At 74.1% G+C, this 14,673-nt stretch carries 14 protein-coding genes; 8 read left to right on the top strand and 6 right to left on the bottom strand.

Annotated elements, in window-relative coordinates; all coding sequences use genetic code 11:
* Positions 1–170: 170 nt before the first annotated feature.
* Positions 171–611 carry an NUDIX hydrolase gene (locus ACFCZ1_RS11375; protein WP_376678140.1) on the top strand — a complete coding sequence of 147 codons (441 nt, stop codon included), beginning with the start codon at positions 171–173 and terminating at the stop codon, positions 609–611.
* A gap of 8 nt (positions 612–619) precedes the next feature.
* Here ACFCZ1_RS11375 and ACFCZ1_RS11370 read toward each other — a convergent pair whose 3' ends face one another.
* The 3 genes from ACFCZ1_RS11370 to ACFCZ1_RS11360 form a co-directional block, all read right to left on the bottom strand.
* Positions 620–1,462: a DUF4037 domain-containing protein gene (locus ACFCZ1_RS11370; protein ID WP_376678253.1), complete on the bottom strand. Its 843-nt coding sequence runs from the start codon at positions 1,460–1,462 to the stop codon at positions 620–622.
* A 62-nt stretch (positions 1,463–1,524) separates the two neighbouring features.
* Positions 1,525–2,373: a trypsin-like serine peptidase gene (locus ACFCZ1_RS11365; protein WP_376678139.1), complete on the bottom strand. Its 849-nt coding sequence runs from the start codon at positions 2,371–2,373 to the stop codon at positions 1,525–1,527.
* Between the two features lie 282 nt (positions 2,374–2,655).
* Complete coding sequence (locus ACFCZ1_RS11360; protein ID WP_376678138.1) at positions 2,656–3,882, bottom strand: amidohydrolase family protein; 1,227 nt, start codon at positions 3,880–3,882, stop codon at positions 2,656–2,658.
* Between the two features lie 132 nt (positions 3,883–4,014).
* Between ACFCZ1_RS11360 and ACFCZ1_RS11355 the strand changes: the two genes are divergently transcribed.
* The 4 genes from ACFCZ1_RS11355 to ACFCZ1_RS11340 all read left to right on the top strand — a co-directional run bounded on the left by ACFCZ1_RS11355 (position 4,015) and on the right by ACFCZ1_RS11340 (position 9,090).
* Positions 4,015–7,128 (top strand): BTAD domain-containing putative transcriptional regulator, encoded by a 3,114-nt coding sequence (locus tag ACFCZ1_RS11355; RefSeq protein WP_376678137.1) that lies wholly within the window; start codon positions 4,015–4,017, stop codon positions 7,126–7,128.
* A gap of 50 nt (positions 7,129–7,178) precedes the next feature.
* Positions 7,179–7,829, top strand: coding sequence for a formylglycine-generating enzyme family protein (locus ACFCZ1_RS11350; protein ID WP_376678252.1), 651 nt, complete (start codon positions 7,179–7,181; stop codon positions 7,827–7,829).
* 182 nt (positions 7,830–8,011) lie between these two features.
* Positions 8,012–8,200: a hypothetical protein gene (locus ACFCZ1_RS11345; protein ID WP_376678136.1), complete on the top strand. Its 189-nt coding sequence runs from the start codon at positions 8,012–8,014 to the stop codon at positions 8,198–8,200.
* 137 nt (positions 8,201–8,337) lie between these two features.
* A complete protein-coding gene (locus ACFCZ1_RS11340) occupies positions 8,338–9,090 on the top strand; it encodes a class I SAM-dependent methyltransferase (protein WP_376678135.1) in 753 nt (250 codons plus the stop codon).
* On the opposite strand, the gene ACFCZ1_RS11335 is transcribed toward ACFCZ1_RS11340, so the two are convergent.
* The gene (locus ACFCZ1_RS11335) at positions 9,062–10,723 is read right to left on the bottom strand and encodes a FadD3 family acyl-CoA ligase (protein ID WP_376678134.1); all 1,662 of its coding nucleotides are present in this window, start codon (positions 10,721–10,723) and stop codon (positions 9,062–9,064) included. The two genes, ACFCZ1_RS11340 and ACFCZ1_RS11335, sit on opposite strands and share 29 nt — an antisense overlap.
* Positions 10,724–10,815: 92 nt before the next feature.
* Between ACFCZ1_RS11335 and ACFCZ1_RS11330 the strand changes: the two genes are divergently transcribed.
* From ACFCZ1_RS11330 to ACFCZ1_RS11320, 3 genes are read left to right on the top strand one after another with little or no spacing between them, the layout of a single operon-like run.
* The gene (locus ACFCZ1_RS11330) at positions 10,816–11,967 is read left to right on the top strand and encodes a lipid-transfer protein (protein ID WP_376678133.1); all 1,152 of its coding nucleotides are present in this window, start codon (positions 10,816–10,818) and stop codon (positions 11,965–11,967) included.
* Between the two features lie 11 nt (positions 11,968–11,978).
* The gene (locus ACFCZ1_RS11325) at positions 11,979–12,428 is read left to right on the top strand and encodes a Zn-ribbon domain-containing OB-fold protein (protein ID WP_376678132.1); all 450 of its coding nucleotides are present in this window, start codon (positions 11,979–11,981) and stop codon (positions 12,426–12,428) included.
* On the top strand, positions 12,425–13,201 hold the full coding sequence (locus tag ACFCZ1_RS11320; RefSeq protein ID WP_376678131.1) for an enoyl-CoA hydratase/isomerase family protein: 777 nt from the start codon (positions 12,425–12,427) through the stop codon (positions 13,199–13,201). The genes ACFCZ1_RS11325 and ACFCZ1_RS11320 overlap by 4 nt, the downstream gene beginning before the upstream one ends.
* 77 nt (positions 13,202–13,278) lie before the next feature.
* Here the strand turns inward: ACFCZ1_RS11320 and ACFCZ1_RS11315 are convergent, their stop codons facing one another.
* On the bottom strand, positions 13,279–13,764 hold the full coding sequence (locus ACFCZ1_RS11315) for a hypothetical protein (RefSeq protein ID WP_376678130.1): 486 nt from the start codon (positions 13,762–13,764) through the stop codon (positions 13,279–13,281).
* Between the two features lie 374 nt (positions 13,765–14,138).
* Entirely contained in the window at positions 14,139–14,636 is a 498-nt protein-coding gene (locus ACFCZ1_RS11310; protein ID WP_376678129.1) for a peptidylprolyl isomerase, read from the bottom strand.
* Positions 14,637–14,673 lie beyond the last annotated feature (37 nt).

The raw sequence follows: 14,673 nt of genomic DNA, 5'->3' as shown, positions 1-14,673 counted from the left end.
CTCCGGTCGGGGATCGGCGGCTTCGCGTCCACTCCGGTGATCGGCACCCCGGCCGGCTGCTGCCCGGCGGCGCGCGCGGCCCGCCCGGCGCCGGCCCCGGTCCCCGGCCCCGTCCCCGGCCGCGGCGCAGCACCTGCCCCTGGCCGGGATCACCGGCGTACGCTGGGTCGATGCGAACTCCACGTCACGCAGCGCGTGTTGTCATCCTGTCCCCCGCCGGGTCGGTGTTCCTCTTCCGCGAGGACAACGTGGAGGTCGGCATCCACTGGCTGCCGCCGGGCGGCGGGATGGACCCCGGCGAGAGCCCCGAGGAGTGCGTACGGCGCGAACTGCGCGAGGAGACGGGCTGGACCGACCTGGAGCCCGGGCGGCTGCTGTGCACCTGGGAGCACGACTTCACGCACCAGGGGATCCCGGTCCGCCAGCACGAGCACATCTACCTCACGACGGGCCCGCGCCGCGAGCCGGTGCTGGAGTACCCCGGCATCCACTGGCAGTGGCTGCCCCAGGAGCACCTGGCCACCCTCGGCGAACCGCTGTGGCCACCGCGCCTGCCGGACCTCCTGGCGAACGCCCCGGCGGAACCGGTCCACTTGGGGCTGCTCGCGTAGCGGCCGGATCAGGGGGTCGCTGAGGTGGACGCCGCGGGGTCGACCGCGGGGGTGACCGCGGGGTCCGTGCGGGCCCGTAGTGCGGCGACGGTCTCCTCCACCAGGAGCCGCGCCTCGGCCACCGTCGCCCCCAGCCGCTCGGCCGTCGCGCCGGGCGCCCCCAGCAGGGCGCGGACCCGTGGGTCGAAGCCGGGCGGCGCGGCCGGCAGGGTTCCGGCGACGGCCAGCGCGCCCTTCTCGTTGAGGCACCAGCGCCGGTCCTCGGCGTACAGCGCCTGCGCCAGCACGCCCACCGCCCGGGACAGGCAGAGCGAGACGTGGAGCACGTCCGCCCGGGCCGCCCCCTTCACCGCCGCGGCGACCAGGAACTCCGCCTCCCAGGCACCCGCCGTCAGCGCCCGCCGCAGCGCCTCGGGGTAGTCCGCCGTCCGCCGCCGGAGGTCCGTCAGCTCACCGCTCGGGTCGGCCAGTACCCGGCCGAGCGCCACCTCGCCCGCGTAGCAGGGCGACCAGAACCCGAGCGGGTGCCCCGCCTGCACGCCCACCTCGTACCGGCCGTCGCGGCAGTCCTCCCAGATCCGCCCGACCCGGTCCGCGTCCCGCAGGATCCAGTCCACCGCCACGCCGTCGACCGTCAGCCACGCGCCGCCGTCGACCCACGGGCCCCAGCCGCCCGGTCCGGCCACCTCCACCCCGGGGCCGGCGAGCGCGCCCAGCGCGGCGAGGTCCAGCGCGCCGCGGTAGTAGACGCCGAGATCCCAGTCGGAGTCCGGCCGGTGCTCGCCGCGCGACCGGCTGCCGCCGAGCAGGACGGCGACGACCCCGGGCACCTCGACCAGGCGGCGGGCCATGTCTTCGATCGTCTTCTGCACGGGGACCAGTCTGCCGAGTCGGCCGGAGCCGGTGCGTGGGGTCAGCGCTTGGCGGCGGTGGCCTTGGCGTACAGCGCGGCCGCGTAGTCCCCGAGGACGGTGCTGGTCGACACGTCGTCGGTGTCGCCGCCCGTCAGGATGCCGATGATCTTTCCGTCAGGGGCGATCCAGGCGCTGCCGCTGGTGCCGCCCGGGAAGTCCGCGCAGTCGAAGCGCTGTTCGGTCGCACTCTCGCGGACGGCGACCGCCGTGCACGTACGGGGCACCTTGCGGTCGGCGGGGTAACCGGTGACGGTGACCTCCTCGCCCGCCCGGCCGCTGGTGTCCAGCACGGCCGCGCCGGTCACGCTCTCGATGGTGCGGCCCTTGGCGTCGGGGGCCACCCGGGCGAAGGCGAGGTCGTAGTCGTCGTCCGTGCCTTCGGCCCATCGGTCGTCCTCGAAGACTTCCTCCAGCTTCCACGTGCCGTACGGGGCCTGCCCGTTCGCGTACGCGGGTGCGAAGACGGCGGTGCCGGACCCCTGCTGTCCTTCGAGCAGACAGTGCCCGGCGGTGATGATCAGGTTCTTGCCCGGGCTGTGCACCACGGTGGCGGTGCAGAAGTGGTCGCTGTCCAGACCGTTCGTGAAGAGGGCCCCGGTGAAGGCCGCGGGCCCCCCGGGCTGGGGGGTGACGGCAGGCGGCAGCGAACCCCCGGGCGGGGTGGACAGCTGAGGCTTCGCCGCTTGCGAACGCGACGGAGCGGTCGGCGAACCCGTCGGCCCGGCCTTCGCCCGCACGGACGGAGCCCCCTCGGGCGGCGGCACCAGCTCGGCCACCGCGGCGGAGGCGCCCAGGGCCGCCACAGCACACAGCACCGCTGTCACCAGCGTCCGCTTGTCCACCGACATGATGATCCTTCCGCTTTGCCCCGGCGCAGCATGCCCCGGACGCGGGTGCGGTTGCAAGGGGCGGGGGTTGGGGCGGGGGTTGGGGCGGGGCCGGGCGTCGGGGCCGGACGTCCGCCGGCCGGCGTGGGGGATGCCGGCCGGCGGCCCCGGCGGGTCGCCGTCCCCGGTCGGGATCCCCGGAGCCCGCGCCCCCGCGAGGTCCGCCCGGCCGCCTCAGGCCTTCCCCTGCCCGCCCCCGCCCGCTGCCCGGCCAGGCGCCCCGCCCGCCCCGCCGGACACCTCCTAGGCCCCCGGCCCCGCCCACAGGCCCTGCGGCGTCAGGCCCAGCAGGTCGATCGCGTTGCCGCGCACGATGCGGTCGATCACGTCCGCGGGCAGGTGGCCCATCTGGGCCTCCCCGACCTCGCGGGACTTCGGCCAGGTCGAGTCCGAGTGCGGGTAGTCCGTCTCGTAGAGGACGTTGGCGACGCCGATCGAGTCCAGGTTCTTCAGGCCGAAGGCGTCGTCGAAGAAGCAGCCGAAGACGTGCTCCGCGAAGAGCTCCGACGGCGGGCGGTGCACCTTGTCCGCCACGCCGCCCCAGCCGCGGTTCTCCTCCCAGACCACGTTCGCGCGCTCCAGGATGTACGGGATCCAGCCGATCTGGCCCTCCGCGTACATGATCTTCAGGTTGGGGAAGCGCTCGAACTTGCCGCTCATCAGCCAGTCGACCATGGAGAAGCAGCAGTTGGCGAAGGTGATGGTGGAGCCGACCGCCGGCGGGGCGTCCGCCGAGGTGGACGGCATGCGGGACGAGGAGCCGATGTGCATGGCGATGACCGTGCCGGTCTCGTCGCACGCCTGGAGGAAGGGGTCCCACTCGTCCGTGTGAATGGACGGGAGGCCCAGGTGCGGGGGTATCTCCGAGAAGGCGACCGCCCGGACGCCGCGCGCCGCGTTGCGGCGGACCTCGGCCGCGGCGAGGCCGGCGTCCCACAGGGGGATGAGGGTCAGCGGGATCAGCCGGCCCCGGGCGTCCGGGCCGCACCACTCCTCCACCATCCAGTCGTTGTACGCCCGTACGCCCAGCAGCCCGAGCTCACGGTCGGCGGCCTCGGTGAAGGTCTGACCGCAAAAGCGCGGGAAGGTGGGGAAACAGAGCGCCGACTGGACGTGGTTGACGTCCATGTCCGCGAGGCGGTCGGGAACCGAGAAGGACCCGGGGCGCATCTGCTCGTAGGTGATGACTTCCAGTTTGATCTCGTCGCGGTCGTACCCGACGGCGGTGTCGAGGCGGGTGAGCGGCCGGTGCAGGTCCTCGTACACCCACCAGTCGCCGATCGGGCCGTCGTCGCCCTTGGCCCCCATGACCGGTGCGAACCTGCCGCCGAGGAAGGTCATTTCCTTCAAGGGGGCGCGGACGACCCGCGGGCCGGTGTCCTTGTACTTGGACGGGAGCCGGTCCCGCCAGACGTGGGGGGGCTCAACCGTGTGGTCGTCCACCGAGATGATCTTCGGGAAGGTCTCCATGACCCATACGGTAGCGCTGATCTGACGAACCGTCAGCTACTTGCGGGCCGATCGGCCCGGGACGGGCTGACGTGTACGCGCGAGACAGGGCAGACTGACCATTACACCGACGGAAGGCAGGGGGGACGACAGATGGACGGCGTACCGGCCATCCCGCACCCGCGGAACCCGCGGAACCACCCCGAGGCATCCCGGACCACCCGCAAGAGCGTGGCCCCCGCACGCGCGGCCGCCCCGGCGAAACCGGCCGCACCCAGAAAACCGGCCGCCACCGCGGACCCGGCCGCCCTCGTGAAACCGGCCGCCGCGGCCCCCGACGGCCCTGCCGCGGCCCCCGCCCCCGCCGGGTGCCGCTTCGCCGTGCTCGGCCCCATCCGCGCCTGGCGCGGCGCCGAGGCCCTGCCCTCCGGCACCCCCCAGCAGCGCGCCCTGCTCGCCACCCTCCTGCTGCGCGACGGCCGCACCGCCACCGCGCCCGAGCTCATCGACGCCATCTGGGGCGAGGACCCGCCGCAGCAGGCCCTCGCCACCATCCGGACGTACGCCTCCCGCCTGCGCAAGGTCCTCGACCCCGGGCTGCTCGTCACCGAGTCCGGCGGGTACGCCATCCGGCTGCGCTCCACCGCCACCCTCGACCTCGGCGTCGCCCGCAGCCTCGCGGCCGACGCCGAGACGGCCCGCGAAGCCGGTGACCGCGCCCTCGCCCGTACGCTGCTGACGCGCGCCCTGGACCTGTGGGACGGCGAACCCCTCGCCGGAGTCCCCGGCCCCGCCGCCGCCACCGAACGCACCCGCCTCGCCGAATGGCACCTGCAACTGCTGGAGACCCGCCTCGACCTCGACCTGGAGGTCGGCCACCACGCCGAAGCCGTCTCCGAGCTGACCGCGCTCACCGCCGCCCACCCGCTGCGCGAGCGCCTGCGCGAGCTGCTCATGCTCGCCCTCTACCGCAGCGGCCGGCAGGCCGAGGCCCTCGCCGTCTACGCCGACACCCGACGGCTCCTCGCCGACGAACTCGGCGTCGACCCGCGCCCCGAACTCGCCGCCCTCCAGCAGCGCATCCTGAACGCCGACGCCGACCTGGCCCGCGCCGAGGACCCGGCCCCGGCGGCCGCCGTCCACGTGAGGCCGGCCCAGCTGCCCGCCACCGTGCCCGACTTCACGGGCCGCGCCAGCTTCGTCGACGAACTCGGCGCCATCCTCTCCGGCGGCGCCGAAGGCCAGGTCATGGCCGTCTCCGCGCTCGCCGGGATCGGGGGCGTCGGCAAGACCACCCTCGCCGTGCACGTCGCGCACGCCGCCCGCCCGCACTTCCCGGACGGCCAGCTCTACGTCGACCTCCAGGGCACCGAGGCCCGCCCCGCCGAACCGGAGGCCGTCCTCGGCTCGTTCCTGCGCGCGCTGGGCACCCCCGACACCGCGATCCCCGACTCCCCCGCCGACCGCGCCGCGCTCTACCGCTCCACCCTCGACGGCCGCCGCGTCCTGGTCCTGCTCGACAACGCCCGCGACGCCGCCCAGGTCCGCCCGCTGCTGCCCGGCACCGCGGGCTGCGCAGCGCTGGTCACCAGCCGCGTCCGCATGGCGGGCCTCGCCGGGGCCCATCTCGTCGACCTCGATGTGATGAGCCCCGAGGAGGCCCTCCAGCTCTTCACCCGGATCGTCGGCGAGGAACGCGTACGCGCCGAGCGCCAGGCCGCCCTCGACGTCGTCGGCGCCTGCGGCTTCCTGCCGCTCGCCATCCGCATCGCCGCCTCCCGCCTCGCCGCCCGCCGCACCTGGACCGTGTCCGTCCTCGCCGCCAAGCTGGCCGACGGACGCCGCCGCCTCGACGAGCTCCAGACCGGCGACCTCGCCGTCAAGGCCACCTTCGAGCTGGGCTACGGCCAGCTGGAACCGGCCCAGCAGCGCGCCTTCCGCCTCCTCGGCCTCGCCGACGGCCCCGACATCTCCCTGTCGGCGGCGGCCGCCGTCCTCGACCTGCCGGAGTACGACACCGAGGACCTCCTGGAGGCTTTAGTCGACTGCTCCCTCCTCGAATCCGCCGCGCCCGGCCGCTACCGCTTCCACGACCTCGTACGCCTCTACGCGCGTGCGTGCGCCGAACGCGACGAGCAGCCGCCGGGCGGGCGCGACGCCGCCCTGGACCGGCTGCTGGACTTCTACCTGGCCACCGCCTCCGGGGTCTACGCCCTGGAACGCCCCGGCGACCGCCTGCCCGCGCACCTGTCCGACACCAACTACCCCGGTCTGGTCTTCGGCGAGCCGCGCACGGCCCTGGACTGGCTGTACGCCGAGGCCGACCCGCTGCTGGCGTGCGTTCGGCAGGCCGCCGCGCGCGCCGACGAGACAGAGGTGCTGCGCCGCGCCGTGGACCTGCTGTGGGCGGCCAAGGACCTCGCGGAGTCCGGCGCCAACTCCAAGCAGTACGAGTCGGCCGCCATGGCCCTGCGCGACGCCGCACGCGCCGCCGGGGACCCGCGCTCCGAGGGCCGGGCCCGTACCACCCTCACCATGGTCCACCTCTTCACCGGCCGTTTCGCCGAGGCCGATGACGAGGCCCGCCAGGCCACGGCTCTGGCCCGCGAGGCCGGCGACCCGCTGCCCAGCTGCTGGGCGCCCAACGACCGCGGGATCATCGCCCTCTACCAGGGCCGGCACACGGACGGCGAGCGGTACCTGCTGGAGGCCATCGAGAACTTCCGCGCCGACGGCAACAACGTCGGCGAGGCCAGCGCGCTGTGCAACCTCTCCCGCATCCACGTGGAGCTGGGCCGCCTCGCCAGCGCGATAGACCTCGCCCAGCAGGGCATCGCCGTCTACGACCGGATGGGCCTGACCCTGCGCCTGGCCAACGGCCGCTACGCGCTCGGCATCGCCCTCACCCAGGCGGGCCGGCTCGGCGAGGCGCTGTCTCAGCTCACCGAGGCGCTGTCGCTGTTCCACGTCAACCGCCAGCCCCTGTGGGAGGGCGTGACCCACTTCCGGCTCGCCGAGGCCCACCTGGCCGCGCGCCGGCCGACGCTGGCCGCCTCGCACGCCGAGCAGGCCATCGCGCTGCGCGGGATCGGCGGCGAGTGGCGGCGGGCGACGGTGCTGACGGTGCTGGGCAGGGCCCTGCGGCAACTGGACCAGACGGACCGGGCGCGGGCGTGCTGGCGGGAGGCGGAGACGGTGTTCAGGCAGTTGGGATCGGCCGAACTGGCCGAGGTGCAGGCCCTGCTGGCCTCGGAGATCGCGGCCTGACCCCGGGCACGGGCACGGGCACGATGAACGAGATGGCCGAGATGACCGAGATGATCGCCGTCCCGCCGGGGCGGGTGACGCTGTCGGACCGGCGGACACAGCGGAGCTGGACGGTCGAGGTCGCGCCGTACCGGCTGGCGGCGTTCCCGGTCACCCAGGCGTTGTACGCGCAGGTCACCGGGGAGCGGCCGGGCAGCGCGCAGGGGGACCGGCTGCCCGTCGAAAGCGTTTCCTGGTGGGACGCGGTCCGGTTCTGCAACGCCCTGTCCCGGCGGGAGGGGTTCACGCCGGCCTACCGGCTGGACGCGGAGGGCGACGGCGCCCGGTGGGACGCGTCCGCCGACGGTTACCGGCTGCCGACCGAAGCCGAGTGGGAGCACGCCTGCCGCGCCGGTACGACCGGACCGCACTACGGGCCGCTCGACGAGATCGCCTGGTACCGGGCCACCTCGCAGGAGCGCGTGCACGAGGTGGGCGGCCGGCGGCCCAACGCGTGGGGCTTCCACGACATGCTCGGCAACGTCTGGGACTGGTGCTGGGACGTCTACGACCCCGAGGTGTACGGCACCTACCGGGTGCTGCGCGGCGGCGGCTGGTTCGACGAGCACTGGAGCTGCCGGGCCTCGGCCCGGCGCCGTAGCCACCCGACCTTCCGGGTCGACGACGTGGGCTTCCGCCTCGCCCGCTCCGCCGGGCGCTGACCTGCGGCGCAGCCGGCCGACCGCCGATGAACGCGGCGTTCATCGTTCGTTTATCGCCTCACGACAGTATTGGTTCATCGACCCGGCGCGTCGGGGGGCATCCGGGTCGGTTGGAGGACTACCCGTTCGGCGATCCTCGGGGGAATCGCCGAACGGGCCCGACCCATCCATCAGGAGATCCGATGACGACGAACGAGAACATCCTGCCGACCGACGGCGACATCAAGCCGCTCGACAACCACGCCTCGGGCGTCGAGATCGAGACCCTGGACAACCACGCGTCGGGCATCGAGATCAAGCCGCTCGACAACCACGCCTCGGGCGAGGAGATCCAGACGCTGGACAACCACGCGTCCGGCCCGCGCCCCTGAGACGTACACAGCAGGACGTACGGGGGACGTACGGGGGAACACGGGGGAAGCACGGGGGAACGGCGGCCGCGGTGGCCCGGAGGGGGAGCCACCGCGGCCGCCCCACGCGTGCGTCCGCGTGCCCATACGCTGGGTGTGTGTTCACCACCCACGGGCCGAGCGTCCGAGAACTCGCCGTGCAGGGCCTCTCCTCCGTCGAGCGGGGCTACGACCTGCTGGCACCGAAGTTCGACCACACGCCGTTCCGCACCCCGGACCGGATGCTCGACGCCGTCGAGGAGACCCTCGCCCAGCGGGAGGGCTCCTTCGGCGCCGGGCTGGACGTGTGCTGCGGCACGGGAGCCGCGATCGGGATGCTGCGGCGGCTGTGCCGGGAGCGCGTCACCGGGGTGGACCTGAGCGCGGGCATGCTGGCCGAGGCCGCGCGGGCGTGCGGGGACGAGCGCGTGGACTTCGTACGGGCCGACGCGCGGGCCCTGCCGCCCGCGCTCGCGGACTCCTACGACCTGGCCGTCAGCTTCGGGGCCTTCGGCCACTTCCTGCCGGCCGAGCGGCCCGCCCTCTTCTCCGGGGTCCACTCCGCACTGCGCGAGGGCGGCGTCTTCGCCTTCCCGATCGGCGCCCCGATCCCGCCGGGTTCACCGCTGTGGTGGGCGGTGGCCGGGTTCGACGCGGCGATGCGGGTGCGCAACGCGGTGTGGCGGCCGCCGTTCGTCATGTACTACCGGACCTTCCCGCTGGGCGGGGTCCGCGCCGACCTGCGGGCGGCCGGCTTCACCGTGGAGACCGTGCCGCTGGAGCACTTCGGCCGCACCCCCCAGGGCGCGCCCCGCTGGCGTCTGGTCCTGGCCCGGCGCGGGCCTACCGCGTTCCGCGGAGCTCCCGCTTGAGGACCTTGCCGCTGGCGTTCCGCGGCAGTTCGGTGACGAACTCCACCGCGCGCGGCACTTTGTAGTTGGCCATCTCCCGCCGGGACCAGGCGATCAGGTCGTCGGCGGTGAGGGTGGAGCCCGGGCGGCGGACCGCGTACGCCTTGCCGACCTCGCCGAGCCGCGGGTCCGGGACGCCGACCACGGCCACGTCCGCGATGTCGGGGTGGAGGCCGATGAGCTGCTCGATCTCCGCGGGGTAGGCGTTGAACCCGCCGACGATGAACATGTCCTTGATCCGGTCGGTGATGCGCAGGTTGCCGCCCGCGTCGAGCACGCCGACGTCGCCGGTGCGCAGCCAGCCCCCGGGGGTGACGGCCGCGGCGGTCTCGGCCGGGTCCTCGAAGTAGCCCCGCATGACGTGGTGGCCGCGGACCCACACCTCGCCGGCCGTGCCGGCGGGCAGGGCGCCGCCGTCGGGTCCGGCGATGCGGACCTCGGTGCCGGGGATGGGCCGCCCCGAGGTGGCGGCGATGACCTCCGCCGGGTCACCGCGGCGGCACATGGTGACGATGCCGCCGGCCTCGGAGAGCCCGTACGCGGTGAGCACGGTGGCGATGTGCAGCTCGCCGCGGAGCCGTTCGACGAGCCGGAGCGGGACCACGGCCGCGCCGGTGACGACCAGGCGCAGGGCGGAGAGGTCGTGGCGGTCGCGCCGGGGGTGGTCGAGGAGGGACTGGTGGAGGGTGGGCGGCCCGGGGAGTACGGAGATCCGCTCGGCGGCGATGTTGGCGAGGACGGTGTCCACGTTGAAGACGGGCTGGGGGACCATCGTCGCGCCGCGCATCAGGCAGGCGATGATCCCGGCCTTGTAGCCGAAGGTGTGGAAGAAGGGGTTCACGATCAGGTAGCGGTCGCCCTCGCGCAGTCCGGCGAGCTCGCTCCAGACGGCGTAGCAGCGCAGGGACTGGGCGTGGGTGATGACGGCGCCCTTGGGGCTGCCGGTGGTACCGGAGGTGAAGATGATGTCGGAGGGATCGTCGGGCCGGATCGCTTCGGCCCGCTCCCGGACCGCTCGCGCCGGTACGCGGTCCCCGCCCGCGAGGAAGTCCTTCCAGCTGCGGAAGGACTCGGGGGCGTCCTCGGCGAGGACGACGACCTGCTCCAGGTGCGGCAGCCCGGGCAGCGGCCCGGTGCCGGGGCCCTCGGCCGCGGCGCGGCGCAGGGAGGCCACGTACGAGGTGCCGAGGAAGGTGCCGGTGACGAAGAGGAGCCTGGCCCGGCTGCGCCGCAGGACGTAGGCGGCTTCGGTGCCCTTGAAACGGGTGTTGAGGGGGACGAGGACCGCACCCGCGCAGACGGCGCCGAGTGCGGAGACGATCCACTCCGGGGTGTTGGGCGCCCAGACGGCGACCCGGTCGCCGGGCCCGACCCCGGCGGCGAGGCAGGCGGCCGCGGCGCGCTCGACGCGCTCGCCGAGCTGCGCGTAACTGATCCGGACGCGGCCGTCGACGACGGCCTCCCGGTCGGCGTACCGTGCCGCCGCCGCCCGGACCAGTCCGGCGATGCTGCCCCAGCGCAGGTCCCCGCGGGGGTCGTCGCCCTCGTCCGCGCGCCGGTCCCCGACCGCGTCGCCGTGTGCGTCCTCGCCCATCGTCCGCCCCTCCCCGGTGCCAATAGCTGACTATCCGTCAGATTAGCTGTAGCCTTCGCGGCTGTCAGTACTGGCGCACCCCGGAGGTGGCGATGGCGGCAACGCTCAAGGACGCTACGGCGATAGTCGGCATCGGCCAGACCGCCTTTGCCAGACAGCTGCCCCAGTCCGAGAAGGAACTGGCCTGCCGGTCCATCCTGGCGGCCCTCGCCGACGCGGGCATCGAACCCTCCGAGGTCGACGCCTTCGCCTCCTACACCATGGAGGAGACCGACGAGGTCGAGGTCGCCAAGGCCATCGGCGCCGGCGACGTCACCTTCTTCTCCAAGGTCGGCTACGGCGGCGGCGGTTCCTGCGCCACGGTCGGCCACCTCGCCTCGGCCGTCGCCACCGGCCAGGCCACCGTCGGCGTCGCCTGGCGCTCCCGCAAGCGCGGCTCGGGCCCCCGCCCCTGGAAGAACACCGCCGTCCAGCTGCCCACCCCCGGCCAGTGGACCCGCCCCTTCGGCCTGTTGCGCCCCGCCGACGAGATCGGCATGCTGGCCCGCCGCTACATGCACGAGTACGGCGCCACCCGCGACCACCTCTTCAACGTGGCGATGGCCTGCCGCAACCGGGCCAACGAGAACCCGGCCGCGATGATGTACGAGCGCCCGCTGACCCGCGAGATGTACATGAACTCCCGCATGATCAGCGACCCGCTCTGCCTCTTCGACAACTGCCTGGAGACCGACGGCGCACTGGCCTGCGTGATCGTCTCCGCCGAGCGGGCCCGGGACTGCCGCCACAGGCCCGTGTACGTGCACTCCGTCGCCCAGGGCCTGCCCGCCCAGCACCACGGAATGGTCAACTACTGGAACGACGACCCGCTCTCCGGGCCCGCCTGGACCGCCGCCCGGCACCTGTGGAAGCAGGCCGACTTCGGGCCCCAGGACGTGGACGTCGCGCAGATCTACGACGCCTTCACGCCGCTGATCCCGCTCTCCCTGGAGGGCTACGGCTTCTGCGGGCGCGGCGAGGGCGCCGCCTTCACCGAGGGCGGGGCCCTGGAGATGGGCGGCCGGCTCCCCGTCAACACGGGCGGCGGCGGCCTCAGCGAGGCCTACGTGCACGGCTTCAACCTGATCAACGAGGGCGTCAAGCAGCTGCGCGGCGTCTCCACCGCCCAGGTGCAGGGCGCCGCCACCTGCCTGGTGACGGCGGGCGAGGGAGTCCCGACGTCCGCGATCCTGCTGCGAGCCTGAGGAGCCGACCGATGACCGCGCCCACCACCGACGATCTGTTGCTCCCGGTCCCCGACGAGGACGGCGCCCCCTTCTGGGAGTACGCCGCCCGGGGCGAACTCCGCGTCCAGGCCTGCGCCGCCTGCGGCAGGCTCCGCTTCCCGCCGCGCCCCTGCTGCCCGCACTGCCGGTCCTTCGACTCCGCGTGGCGCCTCATGTCCGGCCGCGGCCGGATCTGGTCCTACGTGCTGCCGCACCCGCCGCTGCTGCCCGCGTACGCCGCGCAGGCCCCGTACAACGTGATCCTCGTGGAGCTCGCCGACGCCCCGCACATCCGGCTGGCCGGGAACCTGGTGGCCTCGGCCGACGCCCCGCTGAACTCCGTGGACCCGGCCCGGCTGCGCATCGGCGCGCGGGTGCAGGTGGTCTTCACCGAGACGGGCGGGACGGCCGTGCCGCGCTGGATCCTGGAGCGGTCATGACCCTGCGGGTGGAGCGGGACGGGGCGTCCGGGGTCGCGGTCGTCACCCTGGACCGGGAGCACCGGCACAATGCCGTCGACCTGGAGACCGCGGCCGAACTGAGCCAGGTGTGGCGGGATTTCCGCTTCGCCGAGGACGTACGGGCGGTGGTGCTGACGGGCGCCGGGACGGCCGCCTTCTGCACGGGCATCGACCGCGCGGTGGACGTCCCCCAGCCCGGCTCCCCCTACTCGGCCGACGATCCGCTGCTCTCCATCGGCCCGAAGTCGGGCGACCTGTGGAAGCCGGTGATCGCCGCCGTGAACGGCATGGCGTGCGGCGGGGCCTTCTACCTGCTGGGCGAGGCGGAGTTCATCATCTCGTCCACGTCCGCCACGTACTTCGACCCGCACACCTCGTACGGGATGGTCAGCGCCTACGAGGCCGTCTACATGGCGCAGCGGATGCCCTTCGGGGAGGCCGCCCGGATGTCCCTGATGGGCACGGCGGAACGGCTCTCCGCGCAGCGGGCCTACGACATCGGCCTGGTGTCGGAGCTGACCGGCCCCGGGGACCTGCTCCCGGCGGCACTGCGCGCGGCGCGGACACTGGCCGGCTTCCCGACGGAGGCCGTGCAGGGCACCGTACGGGCCCTGTGGGCGGCGAAGCAGGCCGCGCTGCAGCAGGCGCTGGCGCAGGCTCCGGCGCTGATCGCACTGGGGAACCTGGCGCCGGAGCGGCAGGCGGACCTGTTCGCTGGGCGGCGGCGGGCGCCGGAGCCGCGGGTGCGGTGAGAGCCGGGCCGGGCCCGGGCCGGCCGCCCGGGCCGGGCCGGGGCCCGTGACCCGGTGGACCGTGCCGGTCGCAGCCCTCAGGAGCGGGTGATCCGGCCGAGCCGGCAGTTCTTGACCTCGGCCGCCTTGTCCGCCTGGGTCATCGAGACGGTGACGATCCGCGTCTCGTTGGCCTTGAGCGTGACGCGGATGGTGTTCTGGTCGACCGCGGCGCCGCTCGCCCCCTCGAACACCACCGGCACCTCCACGGCGCGCTCCGTGTTCATGTCGGAGGTGACCTTGAGGGTGGCTTCCTTCTTGCCGGCGCCGGCGCAGCTGACCACCTCGGCGTGCGCGGGCGGGGCGGTGTTGCTGGGCGAGGGCGTCGGGCTGCTGGAGCTGCCGCTGCCGTTGCCGTGGGACTTCTTCTTCGTCTTGGAGCTGGAGCAGCCGCCCCCGCTGCTGCTCTTGCTCTTGCCGCTGCTCCCGCCGCTGCTGCTGCCGCCGTGCGACGAGAACCCGGTCAGCGCGAACACGACGGCGACGAGCACCGCGGCGAATCTGATACGACGTCCAGCCACCATGGCCCGAACCCCTCCCCGTTGGACAGACGGCGCGCCACGCTACCAGGCGTCGTGCGGAGCCGGACCGGTCAGGGCGGCGGCGAGATGACGGCGCCCGCGTGCGCGCCGGCCGTGTGTGCGCCGCCCGCGTGCGCGGGCCGGAGCCCGGGCGTAGCGTCGGGAGCGAGGCCCGCACCTCGCGGGACCGGGCACGTCCGCGCCGGACCCGGCCCGCCGAGGGGTCTCAGCACAGCGGCGGCCGCCGTCCGAGCCCCTTCCGTGCCCTGCACGACGGCCGTCCCACGGACGCGGGCCGGGCCGTACCCCGGAAACGGCGGCGGCCCCGGCCCCCGGGGGGGGGGCGGGGCCGACCGGCCGTACTGGCGGAGAGGTGATCAGGCGGCGTCGACGACGCCCGAGGCCGCGATCTCGATCTTGGCGCGGGTGGCGCCGGACTGGGACCCCAGGGACTCGATCTTCTTGACCAGGTCCGAACCCTCGACGACCTCGCCGAAGACGACGTGCTTGCCGTCGAGCCACGGGGTCGGGATGGTCGTGATGAAGAACTGCGAGCCGTTGGTGTTGCGGCCGGCGTTCGCCATCGACAGCAGGAACGGGCGGTCGTGCTTCAGCTGGAAGTTCTCGTCGGCGAACTTCTCGCCGTAGATGCTCTTGCCGCCGGTGCCGTTCTGGTTGGTGAAGTCGCCGCCCTGGAGCATGAACTCCGGGATGACGCGGTGGAACGGCGAGCCCGCGTAGCCGAAGCCGTGGACGCCGGTGGCCAGCTCGCGGAAGTTCTGGGCGGTCTTCGGGACGACGTCGTCGAAGAGGGTGAAGACGATGCGGCCCGCGGCCTCGCCGTTGATGTTGATGTCGAAGTAGACGTTGCTCATGGGGTCCATCCTGTCACTCCCCGTCCGGTGCGCTGCG

The organism is Streptomyces sp. NPDC056224 (assembly GCF_042267665.1).
GTDB lineage: Bacteria > Actinomycetota > Actinomycetes > Streptomycetales > Streptomycetaceae > Streptomyces.
This window is presented reverse-complemented; position numbering and strand designations above follow the sequence as displayed.

Bases quoted from the DNA above. Each gene is read 5' to 3' on its own strand.
- ACFCZ1_RS11330 (WP_376678133.1), top strand. From the start codon at position 10,816: ATGGCGGCAACGCTCAAGGACGCTACGGCGATAGTCGGCATCGGCCAG.
- ACFCZ1_RS11310 (WP_376678129.1), bottom strand. From the start codon at position 14,636: ATGAGCAACGTCTACTTCGACATCAACATCAACGGCGAGGCCGCGGGC.
- ACFCZ1_RS11325 (WP_376678132.1), top strand. From the start codon at position 11,979: ATGACCGCGCCCACCACCGACGATCTGTTGCTCCCGGTCCCCGACGAG.
- ACFCZ1_RS11365 (WP_376678139.1), bottom strand. From the start codon at position 2,373: ATGTCGGTGGACAAGCGGACGCTGGTGACAGCGGTGCTGTGTGCTGTG.
- ACFCZ1_RS11355 (WP_376678137.1), top strand. From the start codon at position 4,015: ATGGACGGCGTACCGGCCATCCCGCACCCGCGGAACCCGCGGAACCAC.
- ACFCZ1_RS11345 (WP_376678136.1), top strand. From the start codon at position 8,012: ATGACGACGAACGAGAACATCCTGCCGACCGACGGCGACATCAAGCCG.
- ACFCZ1_RS11360 (WP_376678138.1), bottom strand. From the start codon at position 3,882: ATGGAGACCTTCCCGAAGATCATCTCGGTGGACGACCACACGGTTGAG.
- ACFCZ1_RS11350 (WP_376678252.1), top strand. From the start codon at position 7,179: ATGATCGCCGTCCCGCCGGGGCGGGTGACGCTGTCGGACCGGCGGACA.
- ACFCZ1_RS11335 (WP_376678134.1), bottom strand. From the start codon at position 10,723: ATGGGCGAGGACGCACACGGCGACGCGGTCGGGGACCGGCGCGCGGAC.
- ACFCZ1_RS11375 (WP_376678140.1), top strand. From the start codon at position 171: ATGCGAACTCCACGTCACGCAGCGCGTGTTGTCATCCTGTCCCCCGCC.
- ACFCZ1_RS11370 (WP_376678253.1), bottom strand. From the start codon at position 1,462: ATGGCCCGCCGCCTGGTCGAGGTGCCCGGGGTCGTCGCCGTCCTGCTC.
- ACFCZ1_RS11320 (WP_376678131.1), top strand. From the start codon at position 12,425: ATGACCCTGCGGGTGGAGCGGGACGGGGCGTCCGGGGTCGCGGTCGTC.
- ACFCZ1_RS11315 (WP_376678130.1), bottom strand. From the start codon at position 13,764: ATGGTGGCTGGACGTCGTATCAGATTCGCCGCGGTGCTCGTCGCCGTC.